Source organism: Aeromonas sp. 97A (genome assembly GCF_051919185.1).
Classification (GTDB): Bacteria; Pseudomonadota; Gammaproteobacteria; order Enterobacterales; family Aeromonadaceae; genus Aeromonas; species Aeromonas veronii.
This window is the reverse complement of sequence record NZ_JBQBFF010000001.1, coordinates 741,132-767,935: the sequence shown is the minus strand read 5'-3', so window position 1 is coordinate 767,935 and position 26,804 is coordinate 741,132. Positions and strand designations below refer to the sequence as shown.

Genomic DNA, 26,804 nt, shown 5'->3' with positions numbered 1-26,804 from the left:
ACTGACTTGCCCTTCACCGGTCACCGGGTTGTAGGTCACCGCTGAGATAGTCAGTACATTTCCTAACGAGCTGATAATGGATTGTGGAAACGATGCGCCTAACTGGCCATTGGTGATTAATGTAACGCCAGCCAAGGTCAAACTCTGGACGCCATCAGGGGCATTAAAAGTAAACACCCCACTTTGAGTTAACGCGGCAGCGTTAGGTGCCGAACCGTCGACCAAGTTGGCATCACTGACCAACACCTCTCCCCCTTCCAGAGTCAGCCCATCAAGGCCTACCGCCTCATCTACCGGAGTAATGGAGATAACGAGTGTTGAAGTCACTGTATCCTGGCCATCAGTTACCTGATAGTTCACTGGGGGAACTGCGCCATCATAGTTAGGCGCAGGAGTAAAGATATAGCTCCCATCCGGATTGATGATCAGCGTGCCCACTCCGGTAATGGTGGCAGCAACACCAGCAGGGACTCCGATATTGATACCCCAGTCATATGAAACGATAGAGGCATCAGCAGGCCCATCTGGATTAGTACTATTGTCGAGCAAATTCCCACTGATCTGAGTGTCTTCCAGGGTCACGGCGGTTTCGCCCAAATCATCAAGCTGATTTTCAAGAATCAAATCTTCGGCCTGATTTTCATTGATGACAGCGGCCGTATCGTAGGTGGTATCAAACCCTGCAGCCGCTATCGTGGCATCGCCTGTTCGATCAATTGTTACGAAACCACCATTACCACTGGCCCCCGCAACCCCACCAATACCGCCACCACCACCGGCCGCTGGTGCCCCACCAGCAGCAGAAGCCTCAAAGTTTTGAGTCGGGTCAACACCCTGCAGAATCGATTCTTGCAATGCGGCAATATCTGAAGGTGCGCCTTCCTGGCTGGCCGCCACTTGCGGTTGAGCAGGTTCAGCGGACTCGGAACCTGCCGGAACATCCGATGCTGGAGTATCGTCATAAGGGGAAAGAGCCAGCTTGGCGTCATCAGCTATGGTCAATTTGGCTCCGGGTTGGAGAATTTCCCCTTTTTGCAGAGGGCGGCTGCTTCCATCAGCCAGCACAATCTCCACATTGCCTTCGATAGCTGAGACAACCACGGACTTGTCGATGATTTGGGTACGCATATCCATTGCTCCAAGGTGACAGATCTTGATGTCTACACCGTAGAAGGAGATAGCGCGCTGTTCCTTTGCAAAAAAGCGTACGTTCGAGAGGAATTCAACAAATGGACGGAAAAAAATCGAAGAGTTGGAATTTCTTAATACAAATCAGAACCCTAGGCACAGCCCCATTCAAGACTGACCTTGAGTTGGTTATAGAAAAATGGCGAAAAGAGAAGTAACTGGTATAAAAAAGGCCCCTATCGGGGCCATTTCCAGCATTTAATTCAAGACAATGGGAAGGCAGGATGAACAAATCCCTGGTAACCATCGATATGCAACTTGGAAAGCAGTTCCACTTGATGTTGATCCTCGACACGGGTCGCAATGGTGGTCACACCGGCATTATGTGCGGCGCGACACACTGCAGCCAGGAATGAGGTGTCAGCCCCCGGCTCCATGACCTGACTGGTATAACCGTGATCAACCTTGACATAAGCCGGCGACAACTCCTCCAGATAGCCCAGAGACTGGAAGTGACGACCATAGTGGTCAACCCCCCACTGGAAACCATGAGCTTGCAAGGTGCCAACCAACGCAGCCACGTTGTCTTTATGTTTCATGATGGCAGCTTCAGGTATTTCAAATAACAACCGCTCTTTGAGCTCTGCATGCTCGGTCAGATAGCGCGTCAGCCAGGTTAAAAACTCATCCGAGCAGAGCGAGCCAGCAGTGATGTTGATCGCCAGTACCAGATCAGAGTGTTTTTGCAGTAATGGAACGCAAGCATCAAGCACCGCTTGGTCAAACTCGCCCCCCAATTTGAACTGTTCAATCGCGGGCAAGAACTGACCGGCAAAATAATCAGTGCCATCCCGAGAGATAGAAGCAAACAGCTCGGCATGCAACCTTGCTCCATTATCAAACCGGCAAGCTGGTTGTGCTTTGAAGCGCCAAAGTTGTCGTGAAATTGCATCTTGTACCAGATCTCGCCAGGCCAAACGCCCCATCAAACCTTGCTCGGTACCCCCTTCCATCACCACAGCACCACGGCGTTCATTGCGCGCCTTGCCAAGCGCATTATCGGCTTTGGTCAACAAGGCAGAGAGATCATCATTGCCATCACGACCGGCAATACCGATGACGGAGAGCGCATCCCCTTCGCCCATTGGATTCACCACCAGATCGGCAATGCGGCTATTAATCACTTCAGCCAGCTCTTTTAGCTGAGTCAGATCGTCAGTTGGACAGAGCAGCGCATATTCCGTCGCGGAGATCCGTGCCAAGGCTGCGCCATCCCACCCTTTTAATTGCTCTTTCAAAGCCTGAGCTATCGATTTGACCATGTTGTCACGGGCAGCAAAGCCTTCATCGCGATAGATATCATCCAGCATGTCGACCGCAACCAGCATGACGCCACCTTGGCCAGCCTCCGCTATCCATGCGTTTACCTGACCCACAAAATAGGCTCGGTTGCCAAGCCCCGACACGGCATCGACATAAACCCGCTCACGCAATTTCTCGGCCTCATCGGCTTGCTCTTTGAACTGCAACGCCAACTTGCTTGAGAGGGTGTTGATCGCCTGAACGACCTGCTTCAATTCATGGGTTTTAGGCTCCGGGATCGTATGACCGAAATGGTGCAGCTCGATCTCGACGGCTTGATCACAGATCTGTTTGAGTGGCTTGAGCAAGTAGTTGAGTGCTCTCATCAACAAAATTGTGGTGATCAAAAAGCCGACCAGAAACCAGCTCGCCAGCTCGCTCATCCCCCGCCACAACTCGTAATAAGCCTGGCCGGGGTGACCCACTACTTTTAATTTTCCAAGCTGCAACCAGCCAGACGTCAGAATTGACTCGTTGGATACCTCAGGAAACAGACCCAAATTCACAAACCACTGCGGCACCCCCTGAATATTGTTGGTATTTTCCTGCTCGATGACATCCTTTGATGCAAGCAGGTCAAGGCGAACCAGTCGATAATAGCCGCCATCAAAAATAGCCTGGATCACCGACTCGGCACCGACCTTGTCACCGTTTTCCAGATAGGGGGTGAGCGCAAGCCCCAGCGAGGTTGCCGTATTGATGACCGTTGTTTCCTGTTGCTGCGCCAGATAAGTGCGGGTTGAATTGAATTGCACCCAGTATGTGGCCGCAAATAACAATCCAAACAGCAGCAGCATGGTGGCTAATAACTGTCGATAGAGCGTCATAGGTTAATCATCCAAATTCACCACTGGCCGAGCCAATCGCCCCGAGGTCATGCGATTGCGTAAATCATTCCATAGTCCCAAGCGGGATGATTGACCAGCCAGTTCCCCTTGGCCTCGTGCCTTCATCAACCACAAGTGACTACCGTTAAAACTGTAAATAGGCACCAGATCACGCCGCTGTGTGGCAGGGCGAATCGAGCCTATCAAATTATCCAAAATAACCGGAACGGAAGAGGGTGTCTCATAATATGCCACCACCATGTGAAACTGGTTGTAATCAAGCGCCTTGACGTACACCATCCGCATTTTATCATCCGGGATCCCAAGCTCGAGCAGCGTAGAGTATTTGGCGATACTGAAATCTTCACAGTCTCCCCCGGCGGCTCCCAAAAATTCCAGCGGGGTTGCCCAATAATCCTTTTTGCGCCACAACTTGATATCGTCAATAAAACGCATTCGATTGAAAAAATTATTTACCCGCTCAAGCTTTTTTTCTTCGCTCAGGGCCCTGCCCTTCGTCTCCATGACCAACATACGCCAACTGGTTACACGCTTGCCGGCTCTGGCGCCATAGGTCTGCTCCGCCCGTTTTATCAAGTTGAGATCTTCCTGTGGCAGAGGCTGACTGGCACAGAGCAGAAGTGAGAAGGGTAACAGCAGGATCCATAAGGAGTGGCGCAGAGCGCGTAGTGATCGGTATCTCCATTCATTGAGAAGATAACACCATCGGCTACCGGTTCCGCGCTGGAGTGTCACATCATATTCCTGCTGCATTATTACTGCTGCACTCCTCAAAGCTCGTACAACAACCTGCGTTAGCCAAACATGGTGACTGCCAGCTGCAATCACCATGTTGGCGTTCATGATCCCTGCGGGATCATGAACAAACGGTTATTGCCTGGCCTGCCATTCAGCGGGTTGTTTGACGCTAAATGCATTGAGCAGACTGCCTGTCGCGTTGAGAATGCGATAGTCAGCCAGCAGTGCATCATACTCGGCAGTGATATAGCTGCGACGCGCCTCGAACAATTCGTTCTCGGTGTTCAATACGTCCAGCAATGTCCGTTGACCCAAACCAAACTGCTTCTTGTATGCCTGTACGGTGTCATAGCTGGCGTCAACATGCTCTTTCAGGAAGGTCTTCTGCTTGGCCAGCGACTCTTTCGCGTTCCAGGCGAGACGAGTGCCTTCCTCAACCTGGCGAAACGCATTCAAATGAATGTCTTTCGCCTGAGAGTAGAGCGCCGATGTTGCATTGCTCTCTGCCACATCAGAACCGCCACGGAACAGGTTGTAACGCATGCGCACCATTGCGGTCAGATCATCGTTGCGCCCTTTGACCGCATCGATATCCTCATTCCAGTTCTGATCGACCTCGAATGTTACATTCGGGTAGAAACCGGATTTGGCGCCTTCATGTTGATACTTGGCCGCTTCGATATCCTGCAGGGAAGAGAGCAGGGTCGGGTGGACTTCGGTCGCCGTTTTCAGCGCACTATCGAGGCTGGTCGGGATAAGCTCGGTATTGGGAACCGGCTGTACCAGATCTTTGGGAACCTCGTTCACGACACGAATAAATTCACTCTCTGCGTCGCGATAGTTGTTTTCAGCAGCGGCCTGATTTGAATAGGCCCGGGCAACACGACCTTCAATCTGGGTCTGATCCGCAGTAGAACCAAGCCCTGAATCAGTCCGCTTGCTGATGTCGCTGCGGATTTGTTCGTGGGTTTCCAGGTTCTGTTTGGAGAGTTCCAAAATCTCCTTCTGACGCAGCATATTGAGGTAGACCTCAGCCACCCGCAGCGCAGTGTTTTCTGCTTCGGAGATCATCGCCAGACGCTGGGCATTGGCTTCAGCTTCGGTTCTGGAGACGTTGTTGCTGACATCAAAGCCATCAAACAACATTTGCCGCAGACTGAGTCCAGCCTCTTTGCGAGTCATGGAATCATCAATATTGCTGTTGGCGCTGGCAGCACGGGTAGAAGGGCTGTCAGTTTTTTCATAGCCTACGCCGCCACGCAGATCGATCGTAGGATAATAGCCACCCTTGGCTCCATCATGCTGATAGAGTCGTGCCTGATACAGATCAAACGCTTCCTTTATCTTGGGATGCGTAGCAAGTGTCTGTGCCACCGACTCTTCCAGAGTCTGGGCCTGACCCAAACTCGGGATCAGGATGCAGCCACTGACCAGCATGGCAACAATCGTTTTTTTCATGTTATCTCCAGTCATGTTTTGTTTTTAGATTGTTGGCTTATCGTTCTCTCAGTGCCGACTGCTTTGCCCGTAAAATCGGCTTAAGCAAATAGTCTAGGACACTTTTTTTACCAGTAATGATATCAGCACTGGCTAACATACCGGGGATGATGGGAAGTGCGTTAAGCTCATCGCCCAAGTAACTCTTCTCTGTTCGAACCCGAACCAGATAAAAGGAGTTCCCCTCCTCATCCTGGATCGAATCCGCACTTATCTGTTCAACCTTGCCATGCAATCCTCCATAGATTGTAAAGTCGTAGGCAGTAATTTTGACGATGGCATCCAGCCCTGGTCGCAGGAAGGCGATATCTTTCGGTGACACCTTGGCTTCTACCAGCAAGGTATCCTCCAGTGGCACAATCTCCATCAAATCCATGCCGGGCTGAACCACGCCGCCCAGGGTGTTGATCTTGAGTTTTTTGATGGTGCCCTTGAGCGGAGCAATCACACTGGTCCGGTCGACCCTGTCTCGCAAGCCAACCTGCCCTTCTGACAACTGGCCAAGTCGCCCCTGCTTCTCGTTCAGTTCAGTCTGGGAGTCAGCTCTGAACTTCAGCGCAATATCATTACGCTTGGAGATGGTCTCACGCAGCACCGAATTGAGTTTTGGGATCAGCAGACGGTTGCTCTCCAGCTCCCCCTGCATCTCGTTGACCTGCCGCTCCAGCTTGATTAGCTCCACTTGAGGCACTATACCCTCTTTCGCCAGCGGACGGCTAATATTCAGTTCCTGTCTGGCCAGATCCACACTGCGATTCACGGTGCGGATCTTGGCATTCAGTTCAATCAACTCCTGCTCTTTCTGTTCGATTTGCTGACCAAGAATATAGAGCTGGTTCTTCAGGTTATTGAGGCGATCCCGCTGTACAGACCGCTCACGGTGTGCGTATTCGGCAAAGACGGTTTCATAACCATCGGGGAACTGGATTGGCGCTTCACCTACCACGACCTGTTCACGCCACCCCAGTGCCGGGTCGTTTTTCACCTCGACGCTGGCCATCTCGGCGCGCAGACGGGCCACATCCCCCTTGAGGGTGACTACCTCTTGCTCCCGTTCTCTAAAGTCGGAGCGGAAACGGGTGTCATCAATACGCAGCAGCGGCTGCCCCTTTTCGACGATATCCCCCTCTTTAACGAAGATCTCTTTGACGATCCCCCCTTCCAGGTTCTGGATCACCTGCAGCTGACGGGACGGAATAACTTTGCCCTGACCCACGGTGACTTCATCCAGTTCGGCCCAGGCCGCCCAGACAATGGCACTCATGAAAAAGAGGAAACAGCACCATAGCAGGATACGAGCTCCGGTCGGCGTGGTCAGCAGTACAGCTGCCGCGCCGTCATCGACAAATTCCAGATGCTCGGGTGCTGGCAATACCTCGCCGGAAGGCGCCCTTTTGCTGCGCTTGAACCAGTCCATGAGCCCCTTAACCATGGGACACCTCCTGCACGCGCACCTTGCCTTCCTTCAACTGCTGCAACACCACCTCTTTGGGGCCATCAGCAACGATCTGCCCCTGCTCGATAACGATCACTCGCGATGCCACATCCAGCATCGAGGTTTTGTGAGTGATGAGGATCAAGGTGGTTTCCGGGCCGAGTCGAGCCAGCTCCTGTTTCACCTGCATCTCGGACTGGTTATCCATGTTGGAGGTCGGCTCATCCATCACCAGAATGGGGGGATCATTGAGCAGGGCCCGCGCCAGCAAGATCGCCTGACGCTGGCCACCGGAGAGCTGGCGGCCCCCCTCGCCGATCTGACGGTCAAGCCCGTTGGGATCCCGGTTGGTAAAGTTGGTGACGCCCGCCCGCTTGGCAGCACGCAAAACCCGCACATCATCCACCAGTGGATTGCCCAGCATGATGTTGTCCCGCACCGAGCCGAAAAAGAGAATAACATCTTGCGGAACACAACCGATATTGCGGCGGATCACCGCCGAGGGCAGCTGATCCAGTTCAAATCCATCGATGCGTACCGAACCATCGGTCGGCCGATACAGTCCCATCAGCAACTTCTCGAGGGTCGTTTTGCCTGCACCAATCCGGCCGATAATCGCCACCTTTTCACCCGGCTGAATACGCAAATTGATATTGTGCAGAGTGCTGGTTTCCATTCCCGGATATTTGAAGGAGACATTTTCAAATTCAATGCGACCGGCAATCACCGGATGATGAATATATTGCTTGCCCTCCTCCTGCTCCCCCGGGGTTTGCATGATTTTTTCCAGAATATCCAACGCAGACTTGGCCTGGTTATAGCGGGTCGACAGCACGGAGAGCTGCACCATGGGCGCAATCGCACGGCTGGAGAGCATCACGGCGGCAATCATCCCCCCCATGGTGACCAAGCCCTCGGATATCTGGTAAACACCGACGATCACCAGGCCGACGGTTACCACCTGCTGGATATAGCTGGCCAGCGATGACATGGAGTTGGTAATGCGGCGGGTCTGTACGCCCCAGGTGGAAATATGGGAGACGGCCTGTTCCCAGCGATGCTGGAACATGCTCTCGGCGCCGAAGATCTTGACGGTTTCCAGCCCGGAAATACTTTCAATCAGGTTGGCGTTTTTCTGGGACGCAAGGCGCGAACCCTCTTCGATGGACTGCTTGAGAGGCTCCTGAATATAAAAGCTGTAAGCGATGAGGATCAGCATGGCGACGATGGGGACCACCACCATCACACCGGCAAACATCCAGATAATAAAAAGGAAGAAGACGGCAAAAGGGAGATCGATAAGAGTAGAAACCGTTGCGGAGGTGTAAAACTCCCGCACCGATTCAAATTCCTGCAGATGTTTGGCGAACGCGCCGGTGGAAGCGGGACGAGATTCCATCCTCATGCCCATCACCTTGGCGAAAATCTTGGCGGACAGCAGCACATCAGACTTTTTGCCAGCGATATCGATAAAGTAGCTGCGCAACTGCCGCATCACAAAATCGAAGGTAAAGACCACCATGGCCCCGACCGCCAGCACCCAGAGTGAATCAAACGCCAGATTGGGCACAATCTTGTCATAGACGTTCATGGTGAAAAGAGGGCTGGCGATGGCAAACAGGTTGATCAGAATGGAGGCGATCAGCACATCGCGATAGATGCCGCGGGATTCGAACAAGGTGCTCCAGAACCAGTGGCCATCACGGGTTTCCAGCACCTTGGGCGAGCGTTCGTCAAACTTGAACTGCTTCTTCACGTAGAAGAGGCGTCCCAGATACTCATCACCCAACTGGGCTGCGGTCAGCCATTGCGCGGCATCACCGGCCTGCGGGAAAATCACTTTCCCCTGGCTGCGATCTTCGTTCCACTCCAGCAAAATGCAGGCGCCACCACTGCGCATCTGCAATACGCAAGGCAGCAGCAAGGGAGAAATATCGGCCAGTGGCTGGATCACTTCACGGGCGGATAACCCGCCCCGCTCGGCAGCACGGCAAAAGAGTGCGGTTGTCAGGCGTCCGGAGACCAGTGGCAACCCGGTCGTCAGGGCATCCTGACTGTTGGGTACACCATAAAAACGGGTCAAAAAGACCAGACACTCCAATAACTCATCAATACGACTTGTTTCTGCTTGCATAGCATCCTGTCACTGCATAAATGAGGTAGATAAGAGCGTTCATCGCTCATATTTCCCTGCTATAGCCACGCTAAAACCGAGTGGCCTTCCCGCTGATGAGACTGATCAGGGGATAAACCTGTCCAGATAGATCGCGACACTCATCCCCAATTTCCCGGCACAGCAGCAATGGCGGCATGATTCGTTATTGGTAAAAATAATCGACTCATCAACACCATGCTAACACTGCAACCAGGGTGAATGTCGGAGTTAATTGATAATGACATTTATTATGGCGCACCACTATATCAACCGGCACGTACCAAAACTATAGTTTAGGGTATGAAGTTTTTTATATAACCCTATGTTTTACGTGAAAATAATAATCTGGTGCTCAATTATAGGTCAGGAAGTATGAAGGGTCTGCCCAACGCGTGACCTTGCGGGCCGCTCAATGAGAGTGCTTTGGCAATATCCGCCATGGCAGTCCAGCGATTTTCACACCAGGCTGGCGCCAACAGAGTTGGACGGCGCGCGGAGGCCGAAATCCGGTGATACACCACCTCGGGCGGCGTGTGCTGGATCATGGCAACGGCCGCTTCCACATACTGCTCCAGCGTCAATACCTCAAGCCGACCCGCCTGCCACGCTTTGCCAAGAGTACTACCCTCAACAACATGAAGCGGATGCAACTTGATCCCCTCAACACCGGTCTCAACGATACGATGCAGGGTATCGAGGCTGTCCATCGGCACCTCCCCCGGCAGGCCGACGATCAGATGAGCACATACCTTGATGCCGCGCTGATGGGCACGTCTTACCGCATCCTCATAGGCGGCATAACCATGGCCGCGGTTGATCCGTTGCAGGGTCTTGTCATTGGCACTTTGCAGCCCGAGCTCCAGCCACACCTCGTAACCCCGGGCCTGATAGCCCGCCAACAGATCCAGCACCGCATCCGGCACGCAATCGGGGCGAGTGCCCACACAGAGCCCCACCATATCGCTCACTGACAGCGCCTCTTCATACATCCGCTGCAGATATTCGACCTCGGCATAGGTGCTGGTATATGCCTGAAAGTAGGCAAGATAGCGTTTGGCACGGGTGACTTCGTCCCGGCGAGCCAGCAGTTGTTGCACCACGGAGAGTTGTTGGGCCGACTCGTCGGCAAAAGAGGAAACGTTGCAGAAGGTGCAGCCACCACGGCCCAGGGTGCCGTCCCGGTTCGGGCAGGTGAAGGCCCCATGGATGGAGAGTTTGTGGATCTTCTGACCATGACGCTGCTTGAGATCCTGACCGAATGTATTGACGAGTTCGTGTAACTGCATGACACCTCCGCTAAAGGAGCGCCATTGTACGAGCTTGCGCAAAACAGGGGCTGAGCTGGATCAAGCTAGCGGAGAGGGTAAAACATATAAATACCCGACCAATTTTGAATAAATATAGATAAAAAGCGCAAAAAAAGGATTTTTACAGTTCTTTGATGATTAAAACAGTAAACATCAATATGAAAATGAGACCTGATAACCCACTGTTGAACAATGAAAAATTCAAAGAGACCCGACAGCACACAATTGCAAGCATGGGATATTGAAAATGTGATCCCTTCCGCTGTCGGCCACATCGGGTTGGTAAAATTACTACATTCGCCCATAGTCGCCGAGCGCACCATTGAGCCCGTCAATGGCGATATATTTAACCAACAAAATCAAACCACACAGAATAAACACTCAATAACTGCGAGTTAATCCCCCTAACCCGACATTTTGTTATGCGAATGTAACCATGAAGACAAACCTGACCTGCGATTGACCTCGCCAGAAAATCCCATTAGTTTGGAGATTCGCCACGTCAGGCAGACGGAACCACAAGAGCCAATCGCAATTTATGCAGTCAGGTGATGACTGTGCGATACAAGGCCGAGCAAGGGAGAAATGCAATGTCACTATATGATCCAAAGCTGGAGAGGGATAACTGTGGCTTCGGCCTGTTGGCCCACATGGAAGGGGAAGCCAGCCACAAGCTTGTCCGTCTCGCGATGTCAGCATTGGCTCGCATGCAGCACCGCGGCGGGATCTCCGCCGATGGCAAGACCGGCGATGGTTGCGGTCTGCTGCTGCAAAAACCGGACAGCTTCTTCAGAGCTGTCGCCGAGGAGAAGGGATGGCACCTTGGCCGCAACTATGCGGTCGGCATGCTGTTTCTCAACCCTGACCCCGTATTGGCCCAGGCAACTCGCGACATCATCGACGAGGAGCTGGAAAAAGAGACCCTGAGTCTGGTCGGCTGGCGCAAGGTGCCTGTCGATACCAACGTACTCGGTACTATCGCCAAAGCCTCCCTGCCCAGCATTGAACAGGTCTTTGTCAACGCCCCGCCCGGCTGGGTCGACAAGGATCTCGAGCGTCGCCTCTATATCGTGCGTCGTCGCATCGAAAAGCGCGTCAACGACGACTACTTCTATGTGGTCAGCCTCTCCAACCTGGTCACCGTCTATAAAGGGCTGTGCATGCCAGTGGACTTGCCGCGCTTCTATCTGGATCTCGCCGACATCCGTATGCAGGCCGCCATTTGCGTCTTCCACCAGCGCTTCTCCACCAACACCAGTCCGCGCTGGCCGCTGGCCCAGCCGTTCCGCTATCTGGCCCACAACGGCGAGATCAACACCATCGCCGGCAACCGCCAGTGGGCCAAGGCTCGCAGCTACAAGTTTGCCACCCCGCTCATTCCCGATCTGCAGGAAGCGGCCCCCTTCGTCAACACCACCGGCTCTGACTCCTCCAGCCTCGACAACATGCTGGATCTCTTCCTCGCCGGTGGCATGGACCTGTTCCGCGCCATGCGTCTGTTGATCCCGCCAGCATGGCAAAAACATCCGAACATGGATGACGACCTGCGCGCCTTCTACGACTTCAACTCCATGCACATGGAGCCGTGGGATGGCCCGGCTGGTATCGTCATGACCGATGGCCGCTACGCCACCTGCGCCCTTGACAGAAACGGCCTGCGTCCGGCCCGCTACGTCATCACCAAGGACAAGTTCATCACGCTGGCCTCCGAAGTTGGCACTTGGGACTACACCCCGGACGAAGTGCTGGAGAAGGGCCGGGTCGGTCCGGGCGAGCTGTTCGTGGTGGATACCAGCAACGGCAAGGTGTGGACCAGCTTCGAGATCGATGACGATCTCAAGAGCCGCCACACCTACAAGCAGTGGATGGACAAACATTGCCGTCGCTTGGTCCCCTTCGAGCAGATGGACGACAGCCAGACCGGTAGCCGCGAGTTCTCCGATGAGCAGCTGAAAACCTATCAGAAGCTGTTTGGCTACTCCTTCGAGGAGCTGGACCAGATCATCCGGGTTCTCGGTGAAAATGGTCAGGAAGCGGTGGGCTCCATGGGGGATGACACCCCGATGGCTGTGCTCTCTTCCAGCGCTCGCACCCTCTATGACTACTTCCGCCAGATGTTTGCGCAAGTGACCAACCCGCCCATCGATCCGCTGCGGGAAAACCACGTCATGTCGCTCGCCACCTGTATCGGTCGCGAGCAGAACGTCTTCAACGAGACCTTCGGCCACGCCCACCGGGTACTGTTCCAGTCACCGATCCTGCTCTACTCCGATTTCCACCAGCTGCTGGCACTGGAGGGGGAGTACTACCGCCACAAGGTGATCAGCCTCAACTTCAAGCCCGAAGAGGGGCTGGAGGCCGCCATCCTGCGCATCTGCGAGGAGGCCAAAACCGCTGCCAAGAGTGGCACCGTACTTCTGGTGCTGTCGGACCGCGACATCAGCATCGATACCCTGCCCATCCCGGCCGCCATGGCGGTGGGTGCGGTGCAGCGTACTCTGGTGGACAACAACCTGCGCTGTGACGCCAACATTCTGGTGGAGACCGCGAGTGTACGCGATCCGCACCACTTCTCGGTGCTGCTGGGCTTTGGCGCGACCGCCATCTACCCCTATCTGGCCTACGAAACCCTGGCCAAGCAGGTTGAAGAGGGTGTGCTCTCCATGCCCCTGCGCCAGGCGATGGTCAACTACCGCAACGGCATCAACAAGGGGCTCTACAAGGTGATGTCCAAAATGGGCATCAGCACGGTCGCCAGCTACCGCTGCTCCCAGCTGTTTGAAGCGGTGGGTCTGGCCAAAGCCGTGGTCGAGACCTGTTTCCGCGGCGTATCGAGCCGTATTCAGGGCGCCGACTTTGCCGACATCCAGCAGGATCAGCTCAAGCTGGCCCGTCAGGCCTGGCTGGCCCGCAAGCCCCTCGCCCACGGCGGCCTGCTCAAGTTCGTTCACGGCGGCGAGTACCACACCTACAACCCGGATGTGGTGCAGACCCTGCAAACCGCGGTGCGCTCCGGCAACTATGCCGATTACAAGGAGTACGCCCGTCTGGTCAACGAACGCCCGGTCTCTACCTTGCGTGACCTGTTGGCCCTGAAGAAGGTCGACAATCCGGTCGCACTGGATCAGGTTGAGCCGGCCGACAAGCTGTTCCCCCGCTTTGACTCCGCCGCCATGTCCATCGGAGCCCTCGGCCCTGAGGCCCACGAGGCACTGGCTGTTGCCATGAACCGCCTCGGCGGTCAGAGCAACTCCGGCGAAGGTGGCGAAGATCCCAAGCGCTTCGGCACCGAGAAGAACTCCCGCATCAAGCAGGTGGCTTCCGGTCGCTTTGGCGTCACCCCCCACTACCTGATGAACGCCGATGTGGTGCAGATCAAGGTGGCTCAAGGCGCCAAGCCCGGAGAAGGGGGCCAGCTGCCCGGTGACAAGGTGACAGCCCAGATCGCCCAGCTGCGTTATTCCGTGCCCGGCGTGACCCTGATTTCACCGCCGCCGCACCACGACATTTACTCCATCGAGGATCTGGCCCAGCTCATCTTCGACATCAAGCAGATCAACCCGAGCTGTCTGGTGTCAGTGAAACTGGTCTCCGAACCCGGCGTTGGCACCATTGCCTGCGGCGTGGCCAAGGCCTATGCCGACTTCATCACCATCTCCGGTTATGACGGCGGCACTGGCGCGAGCCCCCTCACCTCGGTCAAATATGCCGGCTCCCCGTGGGAGCTGGGTCTGGCTGAAACCCAGCAGGCGCTGGTCGCCAACGGTCTGCGCCACAAGGTGCGGCTGCAGGTGGATGGCGGCCTCAAGACCGGTCTCGACATCATCAAAGCGGCCATCCTCGGCGCCGAGAGCTTCGGCTTTGGCACCGGTCCCATGGTAGCGCTCGGTTGCAAATACCTGCGGATCTGCCACCTGAACAACTGCGCCACTGGCGTTGCCACTCAGGATGAGAAGCTGCGTCGCGAGCACTTCACCGGCCTGCCGGAGATGGTGATGAACTACTTCAAGTTCATCGCCGAGGAGACTCGCGAGCTGATGGCCCAGCTGGGTGTCACCCAGCTGACCGACCTGATTGGCCGCACCGATCTGCTGGAAGCCCTGCCCGGCCTCACAGCCCGTCAGGCCAAGCTGGATCTCTCCGGCATTCTGGCCCGTCCGGTTGCTCCGGCAGGCTCCAGCCTGTTCAGCCAGCAGCACAACCCCACCTTCGACAAGGGGCCGCTAAACCTGAAAATGGTGGAAGATCTGCTGGAAGCGGTGGAAACCTCAAGCGGTGGCGAGTTCCGCTACGACATTCGCAACACCGACCGCTCGGTGGGTGCGCGCCTCTCGGGCGAGATCGTCAAACGTCACGGCAATCAGGGGATGGCGGCGGATCCGGTCAAGGTGCACTTCAACGGCACCGCTGGCCAGAGCTTCGGTGTCTGGAACGCGGGTGGCCTTGAGATGATCCTCACTGGCGATGCCAACGACTATGTGGGCAAGGGGATGACCGGCGGCAAGCTGGTGATCAAGCCCCATGTCGGCGTGGCGTTCAAATCCCACGAAGCGGCCATCATCGGCAACACCTGCCTCTACGGCGCCACCGGCGGCAAACTCTACGCCGCAGGCACTGCTGGCGAGCGTTTCGCGGTGCGCAATTCCGGCGCCCTGGCGGTAGTCGAGGGGATTGGCGACAACGGCTGTGAATACATGACCGGCGGCATCGTCACCGTGCTCGGTCAGACCGGCGTCAACTTCGCGGCGGGCATGACCGGCGGCTTTGCCTACGTGCTCGACGAGTGCGGCAACTTCGCCAAGCGCACCAACCCCGAGCTGGTGGAACTGCTGGACGTGGCGGATCTCGCCATCCATCAGGAGCACCTGCGCGGCATCATCACTGCGCACCTCAATGAGACCGGCAGCTCGCGCGCCGAGGAGATCCTGGCCAACTTCGACTCCTATGTGCCCAAGTTCAGGCTGATCAAACCCAAGTCCAGCGACGTGAAATCGCTGCTGGGTCACACCAGCCGTTCCAGTGCAGAACTCAGAATCCAGGCGCAATAAGGAGGGAACCCTATGAGCCAGAACGTATTTCAGTTTATCGATGTGCAGCGGGTCGACCCGCCCAAGAAGCCACTCAAGATCCGCAAAATCCAGTTTGTGGAGATCTACGAGTCCTTCAATCAGCCGCAGGTACAGATGCAGGCGGATCGCTGCCTCGAGTGCGGCAACCCCTACTGCGAGTGGAAGTGTCCGGTCCACAACTACATCCCCAACTGGCTGAAACTGGCCAAAGAGGGGCGCATTCTTGAGGCGGTGGAGCTCTCCCACCAGACCAACAGCCTGCCGGAAGTGTGCGGTCGGGTCTGCCCGCAGGATCGCCTCTGCGAGGGCTCCTGCACCCTCAACGATCGCTTCGGCGCGGTGACCATCGGCAACATCGAAAAATACATCACCGACAAGGCGTTCGAGATGGGCTGGAAGCCCGATCTCTCGAACGTGGTCAAGACCGGCAAGCGGGTCGCCGTCATCGGCGCCGGCCCGGCGGGTCTCGCCTGTGCCGACGTGCTGGCACGCAACGGCGTCACCCCGGTGGTGTTTGACAAGTATCCGGAGATCGGCGGCCTGCTCACCTTCGGCATCCCCTCCTTCAAGCTGGAAAAAGAGGTGATGCAGCGTCGCCGCGAGATCTTCCAGGGGATGGGCGTGGAGTTTCGTCTCGAGACCGAAGTTGGCAAGGACATCACCTTCGCCGATCTGCTCGGCGAGTTCGACGCGGTCTTCCTCGGGGTCGGTACCTACAAGTACATGAAGGGTGGCTTTGCCAACGAAGAGGCGCCGGGAGTCTATGACGCCCTGCCCTACCTCATCGCCAACGCCAACCGCTTGCTGGGGTTCGAGAAGGCGCAAGCCGACTACATCGATTTCGCTGGCAAGCAGGTGGTGGTGCTGGGCGGTGGTGATACCGCCATGGACTGCGTGCGTACCGCTATTCGTCAGGGAGCCGCCAAGGTGATCTGTGCCTATCGCCGCGACGAGGAGAACATGCCGGGCTCCAAGCGGGAGGTGAAAAACGCCCGCGAGGAGGGGGTTGAGTTCATGTTCAACCTGCAACCTGTGGCAGTCGAACTGGATGCCAGCGGTCGCACCGTCGGCATCAAGGTGGTGAGCACCGAGCTGGGTGAACCCGATGCCAATGGCCGCCGCAACCCGGTGGTTATCGAGGGCTCCGAGCAGGTGCTGGCCGCCGATGCGGTGGTGATGGCGTTTGGCTTCCAACCCAACCCCCAACCCTGGATGGCGGAGTTTGGCATCGAGCTCGATAACCGGGATCGCATCAAGGCGCGCGAGCAGGCGGAATATGCCTTCCAGACCAGCAACCCCAAGGTGTTCGCCGGTGGCGATGCGGTACGCGGATCCGATCTGGTGGTCACCGCCATCTACGAAGGGCGCAAGGCAGCCGAAGGGATCATGGACTATCTGGCGGTCTAACCTGCACTTCCTCAGTCAACCCAAAACAGAGCCCCGCCAGTGCGGGGCTCTTCTTTTCAGACTCGGGATTCAAGGCTAGGAGTTCTCACTGGCAGCTTGTCACCTATCACTCCACCCACCTCGTCCGGGGAGCGGCTAGATGCTCCAGCTCTCCGGCAACCGCTCGGTGAGGGTGGAGATGTACTCGAAGGTACGCGCCCGCTTGGGAGTGGTGAACATCTGGCGTGCACTGCCTGCTTCCACCACCTCACCCGCCTCCAGAAAGATCACCTGCTGCGCTATCTGGGCGGCCAGCCGCAGATCGTGGGTGGCGATTAGCATGGTGGTTCCCTCGCGGGCCAGCTGGCGCAGCACCGTCACCACCTCCTGGGCAAGCTCGGGATCCAGCGCCGAGGTGGGTTCATCACAGAGCAGTACCTTGGGCGATGGCGCCAGCGCCCTCGCAATGGCAACCCGCTGCTGCTGGCCACCGGAGAGGGTGGCAGGCACCGCCTCGGCCTTGTGCCTGAGCCCCACCTTGTCGAGCAGTTGCAAGCCGCGCACCTCCGCTTTCGCTCTTGGCCACTTCAACACGGTCACGAGCCCCTCAATCACGTTTTCCAGCACCGTCATGTGCGGGAACAGTTGGAAATTCTGGAATACCATGCCGGTCTGCTGGCGCAATGCCTGCACGCTCTGGCGAGGCAGATGGTGAGAAAAATCGAGTTCGCTCCCCCCCAACACCAAGTGCCCCGCATCCGGCCGCTCCAGCACATTGACACAGCGCAACAGGGTGCTCTTGCCACTGCCAGAGGGGCCAATCAGGGCGGTCACACTGCCCGCCACCATGGCAAGATCGATCCCCTTGAGCACCCGCTGCCCGCCAAACTGCTTCTCGATACCACGCAACCGGATCATAGGGCGACCTCCCGGGTCTCTTTGTGGGTCAACTTGCGCTCCAGCCGGTCTTGCAAGGTGGAGAGCACCGAGCTAAACAGCAGGTAGATGATGGCCGTCTCTATGTAAAGGATCAGCAGCTCATAGGTGACAGAGGCGAGCCGCTGGGCCGCCTGAAACAGCTCAGGAACGGTCACTGCCGCCGCCAACGAGGTGTCCTTCACCAGCGAAATAAAGGTGTTGGAAAGCGGTGGCACCGCAATGCGCGCCGCCTGCGGCAGGATCACCCGCCACATCACCTGGGGCCAGTTCATGCCAATCGAATAGGCTGCCTCCCACTGCCCTTTCGGGATCGCCGCGAGAGTAGCGCGGATGATCTCCGAGCTGTAGGCGCCGATGTTGAGGGTGAACCCGATCACCGCGGCGGTGAAGGCATCCAGCACAATGCCAGCACTCGGCAAGCCATAAAAAATCAGAAAGAGCTGTACCAGCAGCGGCGTGCCACGAATAAGCCAGACATAAAAACGAACCAGTGCCACCAATGGTGTCGAGCCATATAATCTGGCCAGCGCCACCAGCAAACCGAGCAATATTCCCAAGAAAAAGGTGATCAGGGTCAGTGGCACGGTAAAAATAAGCCCCGCGCTAAGCAGGGGCCAAAAAGAGTCGATCATTAACTGCAACCAGGCTGGCACGTTAATTACCTCGCTAGTTATTATTTTCCGGCAATATTATTGCGAGACATCAGTACCAAAATACTTAAGAGATATTTTCTGGTAGCTACCATCCTGTTTGGCAGTGCGCAGTGCCTGATTGATAGCGGCCAGCAATTCCGGCTGTCCCTTGGCGAGCAACACTGCCGATTGATCCCCCTTCGCCTCGGTCGCCGCCACCCTCAATTTGGCATCCGGTTTCTGTTTCTTGAAGTCGAGGAACGAAAGGCTGTCATTGATGGTGGCATCCACTCGCCCGGTCAGCACCAGCTGCAGTGACTGGTTGAAGCCCTCGGTGGCGACCACCTCGGCGCCCGAGGATTTCGCCAGATGAGCAAAGTTGCTGGTCAGGGACTGGGATGATTTCTTACCCTTCAGATCCGCAAAGCTGTTGATGCTGTGATTATCGCTGTGCACCACGATCACCGCTTTGGAGGTGATGTAGGGATCTGAAAAATCATACTTTTTCAGCCGCTCCGGGGTGATGGCCACTTCGTTGAGCACCAGATCGTAGCGCTTGGCATCCACTCCGGCGATGAGACCATCCCACTTGCCTTCGACAAACTCCGGCTTCACCCCAAGGCCTTTTGCAATCAGCTCGCCAATCTCCACATCAAAGCCGACCAGCTTGCCGCTCTTGTCGTGATAGGTGAACGGAGGATAGGCGCCTTCAGTGCCGATTTTGATCGCACCGGCACTCTGGATAGCGGCGAGGCTGGACTCGGCTTGCGCCGATGTCATCAAAGCCAGTGGAAGGGCTGCCAGCAAAAACAGGGAGTGCAGTTTTTTCATTATTCACCTCGTTATATTTGTAAACATCCAGCACGCTTGCCAACGATAATCCGGATTACCATGCAATTATTATTTTGAATCCTGCTGCTACCAGCACCATTTAATCGGGCCACGCCACATATACGATGACAGCCAATAAACGATTGCACTTGGTGGCACCAGCAAGAAAATAACGCGGAGGTTCCCGTTACCAAACCATGAAATATGAAGATGTTTAGTGAAATAATGAATAACGAAAAAGCAGTCCTGCATTCGCTACTGATTGCGGGGCACACTGTTTATTCATGATGAATAAAAACACACTGCCAGCCAGATACCAAATCCAGGCCATCACCTTGTTACAAACGCACCACCAGCCACTCCCCCTTGCCGACCGGCACCAGCGAGGTGACAAAAGCGGGGTCCTGCCCGACCTCGTTCATCCACTCCACCATCTCGCTGCGATGGGAGATGGCGTTATCAACCACCAGCAGGCCACGGGGTGCCAGCAGACGGCGGATCTGCGGCCACCATGCCCGGTAGTGCTGACGATCCGAATCGAGGAAGATGAGCTGATAGCCGGCTTGCGGCAAGGTCGGTAGCAACTCGCCCGCATCCCCTGCCAGCAAGGTTACCCAAGGGGCCAGCCCTGCCCTCTGAAAGTTGTCATGGGCCTGCACGCGCTTATCCTCATCCTGCTCAATGGTGGTCACGTGCCCCTCCAGCCGACGCACAGCTTCTGCCAGCCAGAGTGTGGAGTAACCATTGGAGGTGCCAATCTCCAGCACCGCCTGCGCCCCACGGGTCTGCACCAATACTGACAGCAACTCCCCCGTGTCGCGGGTGATATTGAGCAACTTGCGGTGGCGAGCCTGCTGCATGCTGTCATTGCGCTCGCCAAGCTGCTCCAGCTGGCGTTTTAACTGTTCCAGTTCCATCGATATCCCTTTCGTCCTTGCCCAAAACCGTTAGCCCACACCTCCAAGCTTGGCATTTGGGAGTCAAATGATTGCTTTCAACCGCCATTCACACCACAAAGGATGAGAAAAGAACAACCATTTGAGGCAGAATTTGTGACGTCTATCTGTTACACTTCGCGCCCGCCATTTTCCGGCTCACTCTCTGACTTGATGTCAGGCGCAGCCGTCGGTGGTTACAACCTCCGTCTCGCTCATGCCGAGCTAACCAAGCCAAACACAGCCCAGCTGGAACACAGGAACCCATTATGAGATTTGAATCGTTCGATTTTGCCCCCGAGATTTTGCGTGCTGTCTCAGATTGCGGTTATCAGGAGATGACCCCTGTGCAGCAACAGGCGATCCCGGCCATTCGCCGTGGCCGCGATGTGCTGGCCAGCGCCCAGACCGGTACCGGCAAGACCGCCGCCTTCGCCCTGCCCATCTTGCAGCGTCTGGTAGACAATCCGGCTCCGGTCCAGCCTTCCAACGCCCGTGTGCTGATCCTGACCCCGACCCGCGAGCTGGCGGCTCAGGTGGCGAGCAACATCAATGACTTCGCCAAGTATCTCGATATCACCACCATCACCATCGTCGGCGGTGGCAAGCAGGACGTGCAGGCCAAGAAGCTCAAAGCGGGCGCTCACATCATTGTGGCCACCCCGGGCCGTCTGCTGGAGCACCTCACCGCCTGCAACCTCAGCCTCTCTGGCGTCGAGTGTCTGGTGATGGATGAAGCGGATCGCATCCTCGACATGGGCTTCAGTGCCGATGTGCAGAAGATCCTGCAAGCGGTCAACAAGACCCGTCAAAACCTGCTCTTCTCCGCCACCTTCTCCGACGCGGTGAAGAAGCTGGCCAACCTGATGCTGGACAGACCGCAGATCGTCAGCGTCAACAAGCAGAACTCCACCGCCGACACCGTCAGCCACACCGTCTATCCGGTCGAGCAGAAGCGCAAGCGCGAGCTGCTCTCAGAGCTGATTGGCAAGCAGAACTGGCAGCAGGTGCTGGTGTTCGCCAGTACCCGCGAGAGCTGTGATGTGCTGGTCGAGGAGCTGAACCTCGACGGCATCAAGTCCGCCGTGGTCCATGGCGAGAAGGCCCAGGGCAACCGTCGCCGCGCCCTGCGCGAATTCATGGAAGGCAAGGTACGGGTACTGGTCGCCACCGAAGTGGCCGCCCGTGGTCTGGACATTCCGGATCTGGAATACGTGGTCAACTATGATCTGCCGTTCCTGGCGGAAGATTATGTGCACCGCATCGGCCGTACCGGTCGTGCCGGCAAGCGCGGCATGGCCATCTCCTTCGTCAGCCGTGAAGAGGAGCGCACCCTGCTGGAGATCGAGGCCCTGATCGGCCAGAAGATCCGCCGCATCATGGTGCCGGGCTATGAGGTGAGCAGCCGTGACGAGCTGATCAAACAGCTGCAAGAGCGTCGCCGCTTTGGCAAGCGCCCGCAGCGTGAAGATAACGCCGTAGCCCAGGTGATGGCCGAAGCCAAGCTGCAGGGTCAGCGCCTCAAGCGTCTGGCTGCAGCCAAGAAGCCCCGTCAGCCGAAATAAGGCGGGCAGTTGCTCTATTGAACCGCAAAGGCGCCACTGGCGCCTTTGCCATCTCTGTCATCGGTGTTGGCCCCTGGTGGTCAACTCAAGGATTGCTTATGACCTCTCAGACCTACAATCAGGCCCTGTTCGAGATGGCCACCCAGAGCCTGGCCGAACTGGCCCGCACCGCCGAGCAAAAGGCGGGCAAGCGCACTCCGGCGCAAGAGAGCCACTTTCTCTGCACCTGGATGGCCGACTCCCTCAAGGAGAAGCGCTTCTCCCGTCTGGTGATGGAAGATTTGAAAGCTTGGGTGCAGCTTGGCCGCACTCTGGGTGCGGGCGCCGATCTCAAGGGATTGCTGGAGCGCATCGCCTTCCAGTACCAGTGTGCCATGGCCAACCCGCAGCAGCTGGGGGCCAAGCTGGCGGCCCTGCTGGAGGATCTGACGGCGGCAGGCTGGCTGGTGCTGACCGAGAGCGAGGTGAACGCCAAGCTGCGCCTGCAATCGGGCGGTCAGGCGAGTCTGGTGGTAAGCCATAGCGAATATGAAGGCCATATCGAGGACGGTGAGCTTGTCAAACCCCTCACCCTCTATGTGCGCGGTGACGAGAAGGTGCTGGCCGAGGCGGCCTTCAAGCACGGCCTGCTGCTGAGCCAGGGCAACAAGAAGACCACCCTGGTCAAACATCACAAGGCCTACCGGCTGATGCCAGACAACGCCCAACCGGCGCTGGCACTGCTGAGCGAGGCTCGCCAGAGCGCCTGATCCCGCCTGTTTTCAACAATAAAAACGGCAGACCCTTGCGCAGGATCTGCCGTTTTTTATTGTTCGATCTTTGGTGATGAGGTTGGGTAGTCGTTTAGCGGATCTTGATGCCAATCTGGCCCGCGTCACACCACTCGAACATCACCTCCTCGCTCTTGCCGCAGCAACTGCCACCACAGACCCGACTCTCGCGCTTGATAACCCGCCCCTTGCGCATCCAGACGCCGAGCATGGCCTCCACCGCATCTTCCGAGGTGTGGAAGTGGCGAGCCAGATCACGCCGGCTCACCTTCTGCTGCGCGGCGAGGTAATCCCCCAGCTCGCGCAGGATCATAAGGTCACCACCTTGCGGGCAACGATGTCACCGTGACGGCGACCGGCCCACCAGAGCAGTACCAGAGAGAGGCCGTAGCTGACGATCCAGAACAGGCTCTGCTCCGGATGAGCGGCAAAGGTCGCGACCTGATAGAAGAGGGTCGCGCACATAAAGGCCATATAGTTGCACCATACCGCCGTCATCAGCGCCCACTGACGACCGGTTTCCCGCACCAGCGCGCCCATGGCGGCGGCGCAAGGCATGTAGAGCAGCACGAACAAGAGGTAGGCAAAGGCACCGGCCGCCCCGTCGAAGTGGGTCTGCATGTTGCCGTAGGTGGAGACATCCACCTCCTGCGCCTCGGCGGCAGCTTTCTGGTCGTCGAGGTTGCCAACATCAAGCCCCATGGGGTCGCTCGGGTTGATCTCCGCCAGATTGGCCGCCACGGCATCGATCGCCTCGTGGAAGCTGGCCACCAGCGAGAACTCGCTCTCCTCCTCTGCATCGCCACCACCGGCGTAGAGGCTGTTGAGGGTACCGACCACCGCCTCTTTGGCGAAGATACCGGTGACGATACCGACTGTGGCCTGCCAGTTGTCATCGCGTACACCTATGGGGTGCAGCACCGGGGTCACCGCCTGGCTTAACTTGCTCAGGACCGAGCTCTCCTGCTCCTGATGGCCGAAGCTGCCATCGGTGCCGAGCGAATTGAGCACGCTCAGCACGGCGACCACCAGCACGATGGTTTTACCGGCACCAAAGACGAAGGATTTGAGCTTCTGCCAGGTCTTGATGGCAACGTTGACCGGACGCGGCCACTCGTAATCCGGCATCTCCATCAGCATGGAGTCGCTCTTGCCCGGCAGCAGGGTGCTGCGCAGCAACAGGCCGGTGAGCACCGCCACCAGAATGCCGATGAGGTAGAGACCGAACACCAGGTTCTGGCCTGATTCAGGGAAGAAAGCCACCGCAAACAGGGCGTAAACCGGCAGACGGGCACCGCACGACATGAAGGGAGCCATGGCGGAGGTCATCAGCCGCTCCCGCTCGGAGTTGAGGGTACGGGTCGCCATCACCGAGGGGACGGTACAGCCAAAGCCCATCAGCATCGGCACGAACGCCTTGCCCGGCAGGCCGAGGCGGCGCATCAGGGCATCCACCACGAAGGCGGCACGGGCCAGATAGCCTGAACTCTCCAGCACCGCGAGGAACAGATAGAGGCAGCCAATCACCGGAATAAAGGTGGCGACGGTCTGCAAGCCGACCCCGAAGCCATCAGCCAGAATGGCGCCCAGCCACTCAGGGGCATTGACCAGTCCCAGCAGGTGGTGCACCCCATCGACAAACAGGGCGCCGCCCATGATGTCAAAGAAGTCGATAAAGGCGCTGCCAACGTTGATGGCAAACAGGAACATCAGGTACATGACAAACAGGAAGAAGGGGATGCCAATCCAGCGATTGAGCAGCACCCGATCCAGCCACTCGCTCTGGGCCTCGGTGAGCTTGCCCTTCTGCTGACGAGCCTGTTGTACCCACTGGTGGATATGGCCGTAGCGAATATCCGCCAGTTGCAGGTCGATATCCTGTCCCTGATGGGCGCGAGCCACTACATTGGCTGCGGCCGCCTGCTGACCGGGCAGCAAGGTCTCCTGCATCACCGCATCCTCTTCCAGCAGACGCAGGGCGCGACCACGGGTAGTGAGGTGATGCGGGGCGAGCAGGGTCTCCAGCTCCGCCAGATCGGTTTCAAGCTCGTGGCCGTAATCGAGCAGCAAGGCCGCTTGCGGCTGACCGATAAACTGGCGGATCTGCTGCTTGAATGCGGCAACTTGCTTGCTGTTGTGGGCAGAGAGGGCCACCACCGGGCAACCGAGGGATTTGCCGAGCTTGCTCTCGTCGATGACGATGCGGCGCTTTTGCAGGATATCCAGCTTGTTGAGCACCACCACCATGGGCAGGCCAAGTTCGCGCAGTTGCAGCGTGAGGTAGAGGGAGCGCTCCAGATTGGCGGCGTCGATGACGTTGAGCAGCAGGTCGGGTTGTTGGCCCTGGGCAAAGCGGCTGGCAATCTGCTCGTCCAGACTGCCATCCTGACTGGCCAGGCTATAGATGCCGGGCAGATCCATCAGCTTGAAGTGATGCTCACCCGCGCTGAACTCACCCATCTTCTTGTCGACGGTGACACCACTCCAGTTGCCTACCTGCTGGCGGGCGCCGGTCAGGGCGTTGAACAGGGAGGTCTTGCCGCTATTGGGGTTACCTACCGTTACCAGGGAATAATTCATACCAGCTCTACCTCTATTTTCTTCTGAACCCGCCGCGTGCGTGTGGCAAGCCGCTTTGCAGGTTCGACTTCTTGTCTCTGAACCGCTCCCGGTGACGTTTCTAAACGGGAGCGGCAGCCGAGCAGGGGGTTATACCGTCTCGACTTCTATTTGCTGGGCCAGACTCTTTTGCATGGAGAGACAGATCCCCTGGCACTGGATCTGGAGCGGGTCCCCCAGGGGGGCGGAGCGCAGATAGATGACTTCAGTCTGGGGCAACAGGCCCATCACCATCAGTTTGCGGCGCAGCGGCCGGGCGAGCTGATTCATATTCTTGATGCGAGCACTCTGTCCCGGTGACAACTGCGTGAGTACCATGACTGACTCCTGAAGTTAAACAATAATAATTCGCTTTTACTTGGGGCATTATAAGCTGTGTCTTCAACTTTTATTTGAGTAAAATCAAACTCCGCTTAGCTAACCCATAAAGTATTGCCATGAGTCACGACAACAACAGCCGCCTCGTTTACAGCACAGATGGCGGCATGATCAAGGAGCAGAGCGCTCCCCAATCCGCCTCCCCCTTCCCCACCGACGGCACCGTGCGCATTCGCCGCGAGACCAAGGGGCGCAAGGGTGCCGGTGTGATCACCATTCATGGCGTACCCGCCGATCAGCAAAAATCCCTGGCCACCCTGCTCAAGAAAAAGTGCGGCACCGGAGGCGGTATCAAGGAGGGAGTGATCGAGATCCAGGGGGATAAACGGGACCTGATCAAAACCGAGTTGGAGAAAGCCGGTTTCAGCGTCAAGCTGGTGGGTGGCTGATCCCCTTGTCACTCATGCGGTTTTTCCCTAGAATGCCCGCTCCCATCGAGGGGGAGTAGTCTCGCACGCCGGTGCCATCCATTGCATGAATACCGGTTTGCGACCCTGATCAACATACTTGGTGCCAAATCACCATGGTCAGGGTGATCCATGCAAGTCATGGATTTGACAAGACCTTTGACGGGCCAGTGCCAATACCGGGGACGGATGGCGCAGGCTTGTCTTTGGTTTATAACAATTCCGTCCCCCGGTCATTTTTATGGAAGCCTTGTTAACCTCAACCCTCAGCGTCGCCATTGCCGAAATCGGCGATAAAACCCAGCTGTTGGCGTTGCTGCTCATCTGCCGTTTTCGCAAGCCCTGGCCCATCATCGCCGGCATGCTGGCGGCTACCCTGCTCAACCATGCGGGCGCCGCCTGGATTGGCGAGTTCATCAGCCGCTGGCTCGATCCCAAGATAATGACCTGGCTGGTCGCCATCGCCTTTATTGCCATGGCTATCTGGATTTTGGTGCCGGACAAGATGGATGACGAGGAGAGCTCGCTGGATAAATACGGCCCCTTTATGGCCACCTTCGTGCTCTTCTTCATCGCCGAGATTGGCGACAAGACCCAGATCGCCACCGTGCTGCTGGCCGCCAAATATGACTCGCTGGTGCAGGTCATTACCGGTACCACCCTCGGCATGATGCTGGCCAACGTGCCTGTGGTGCTGATCGGCAAGCTGGGGGCAGACAAGCTGCCGCTCAAGGGGATCCGCATCGCCTGCGCCACCCTCTTCGTCGGCCTCGGGGTGAGCACCCTGCTCTTTGCCTGATCGC

At 57.0% G+C, this 26,804-nt stretch carries 19 protein-coding genes and 1 pseudogene; 6 read left to right on the top strand and 14 right to left on the bottom strand.

What is annotated here, in order from left to right; genetic code table 11:
* Positions 1-318: 318 nt before the first annotated feature.
* The 7 genes and pseudogenes from ACTG27_RS03515 to ACTG27_RS03485 form a co-directional block, all read right to left on the bottom strand.
* Positions 319-1,128 (bottom strand): annotated as a pseudogene (locus tag ACTG27_RS03515) (retention module-containing protein); the annotation flags it as partial.
* Positions 1,129-1,391: 263 nt separating this feature from the next.
* Positions 1,392-3,317 (bottom strand): EAL domain-containing protein, encoded by a 1,926-nt coding sequence (locus ACTG27_RS03510; RefSeq protein ID WP_439979106.1) that lies wholly within the window; start codon positions 3,315-3,317, stop codon positions 1,392-1,394.
* A gap of 3 nt (positions 3,318-3,320) precedes the next feature.
* A complete protein-coding gene (locus ACTG27_RS03505; RefSeq protein ID WP_005350994.1) occupies positions 3,321-4,073 on the bottom strand; it encodes a transglutaminase-like cysteine peptidase in 753 nt (250 codons plus the stop codon).
* 135 nt (positions 4,074-4,208) lie between these two features.
* On the bottom strand, positions 4,209-5,534 hold the full coding sequence (locus tag ACTG27_RS03500; protein WP_421340157.1) for a TolC family outer membrane protein: 1,326 nt from the start codon (positions 5,532-5,534) through the stop codon (positions 4,209-4,211).
* Between the two features lie 37 nt (positions 5,535-5,571).
* Positions 5,572-7,005 (bottom strand): HlyD family type I secretion periplasmic adaptor subunit, encoded by a 1,434-nt coding sequence (locus tag ACTG27_RS03495; RefSeq protein ID WP_420939610.1) that lies wholly within the window; start codon positions 7,003-7,005, stop codon positions 5,572-5,574.
* A complete protein-coding gene (locus ACTG27_RS03490) occupies positions 6,998-9,142 on the bottom strand; it encodes a type I secretion system permease/ATPase (protein WP_439979105.1) in 2,145 nt (714 codons plus the stop codon). Before ACTG27_RS03490 ends, ACTG27_RS03495 begins: the two co-directional genes overlap by 8 nt.
* Positions 9,143-9,519: 377 nt before the next feature.
* A complete protein-coding gene (locus ACTG27_RS03485; protein WP_005337371.1) occupies positions 9,520-10,449 on the bottom strand; it encodes a TIGR01212 family radical SAM protein in 930 nt (309 codons plus the stop codon).
* A 611-nt stretch (positions 10,450-11,060) separates the two neighbouring features.
* Between ACTG27_RS03485 and gltB the strand changes: the two genes are divergently transcribed.
* Together gltB and ACTG27_RS03475 are read left to right on the top strand one after the other, a co-directional pair.
* Entirely contained in the window at positions 11,061-15,518 is a 4,458-nt protein-coding gene (gene gltB, locus ACTG27_RS03480; protein WP_439979104.1) for a glutamate synthase large subunit, read from the top strand.
* A gap of 12 nt (positions 15,519-15,530) precedes the next feature.
* Positions 15,531-16,946: an FAD-dependent oxidoreductase gene (locus tag ACTG27_RS03475; RefSeq protein WP_005346752.1), complete on the top strand. Its 1,416-nt coding sequence runs from the start codon at positions 15,531-15,533 to the stop codon at positions 16,944-16,946.
* A gap of 135 nt (positions 16,947-17,081) precedes the next feature.
* Here ACTG27_RS03475 and ACTG27_RS03470 read toward each other — a convergent pair whose 3' ends face one another.
* The 4 genes from ACTG27_RS03470 to ACTG27_RS03455 all read right to left on the bottom strand — a co-directional run bounded on the left by ACTG27_RS03470 (position 17,082) and on the right by ACTG27_RS03455 (position 20,244).
* Positions 17,082-17,843 carry an amino acid ABC transporter ATP-binding protein gene (locus ACTG27_RS03470; RefSeq protein ID WP_107682170.1) on the bottom strand — a complete coding sequence of 254 codons (762 nt, stop codon included), beginning with the start codon at positions 17,841-17,843 and terminating at the stop codon, positions 17,082-17,084.
* Positions 17,840-18,496: an amino acid ABC transporter permease gene (locus tag ACTG27_RS03465; protein WP_439979103.1), complete on the bottom strand. Its 657-nt coding sequence runs from the start codon at positions 18,494-18,496 to the stop codon at positions 17,840-17,842. Before ACTG27_RS03465 ends, ACTG27_RS03470 begins: the two co-directional genes overlap by 4 nt.
* 57 nt (positions 18,497-18,553) lie before the next feature.
* Positions 18,554-19,327 carry an amino acid ABC transporter substrate-binding protein gene (locus ACTG27_RS03460; RefSeq protein WP_439979102.1) on the bottom strand — a complete coding sequence of 258 codons (774 nt, stop codon included), beginning with the start codon at positions 19,325-19,327 and terminating at the stop codon, positions 18,554-18,556.
* A 338-nt stretch (positions 19,328-19,665) separates the two neighbouring features.
* On the bottom strand, positions 19,666-20,244 hold the full coding sequence (locus ACTG27_RS03455) for an O-methyltransferase (RefSeq protein WP_439979100.1): 579 nt from the start codon (positions 20,242-20,244) through the stop codon (positions 19,666-19,668).
* Positions 20,245-20,531: 287 nt separating this feature from the next.
* Here ACTG27_RS03455 and ACTG27_RS03450 point away from each other — a divergent pair, with 287 nt between their 5' ends.
* Entirely contained in the window at positions 20,532-21,827 is a 1,296-nt protein-coding gene (locus ACTG27_RS03450) for a DEAD/DEAH box helicase (protein WP_005337380.1), read from the top strand.
* 98 nt (positions 21,828-21,925) lie between these two features.
* Positions 21,926-22,576, top strand: a complete 651-nt coding sequence (locus ACTG27_RS03445; protein WP_279487932.1) for a DUF2913 family protein — start codon at positions 21,926-21,928, stop codon at positions 22,574-22,576.
* 94 nt (positions 22,577-22,670) lie between these two features.
* Here ACTG27_RS03445 and ACTG27_RS03440 read toward each other — a convergent pair whose 3' ends face one another.
* The 3 genes from ACTG27_RS03440 to ACTG27_RS03430 form a co-directional block, all read right to left on the bottom strand.
* The gene (locus ACTG27_RS03440) at positions 22,671-22,910 is read right to left on the bottom strand and encodes a FeoC-like transcriptional regulator (RefSeq protein WP_005350974.1); all 240 of its coding nucleotides are present in this window, start codon (positions 22,908-22,910) and stop codon (positions 22,671-22,673) included.
* Complete coding sequence (gene feoB, locus ACTG27_RS03435; RefSeq protein ID WP_439979099.1) at positions 22,907-25,177, bottom strand: Fe(2+) transporter permease subunit FeoB; 2,271 nt, start codon at positions 25,175-25,177, stop codon at positions 22,907-22,909. Before feoB ends, ACTG27_RS03440 begins: the two co-directional genes overlap by 4 nt.
* Before the next feature lie 129 nt (positions 25,178-25,306).
* The gene (locus tag ACTG27_RS03430) at positions 25,307-25,534 is read right to left on the bottom strand and encodes a FeoA family protein (RefSeq protein WP_279487935.1); all 228 of its coding nucleotides are present in this window, start codon (positions 25,532-25,534) and stop codon (positions 25,307-25,309) included.
* A gap of 119 nt (positions 25,535-25,653) precedes the next feature.
* On the opposite strand from ACTG27_RS03430, the gene ACTG27_RS03425 reads away from it, so the two are divergent.
* Both ACTG27_RS03425 and ACTG27_RS03420 read left to right on the top strand, forming a co-directional pair.
* The gene (locus ACTG27_RS03425; RefSeq protein ID WP_005337385.1) at positions 25,654-25,983 is read left to right on the top strand and encodes a translation initiation factor; all 330 of its coding nucleotides are present in this window, start codon (positions 25,654-25,656) and stop codon (positions 25,981-25,983) included.
* 259 nt (positions 25,984-26,242) lie between these two features.
* Entirely contained in the window at positions 26,243-26,800 is a 558-nt protein-coding gene (locus tag ACTG27_RS03420; protein ID WP_279487936.1) for a TMEM165/GDT1 family protein, read from the top strand.
* Positions 26,801-26,804: the final 4 nt, after the last annotated feature.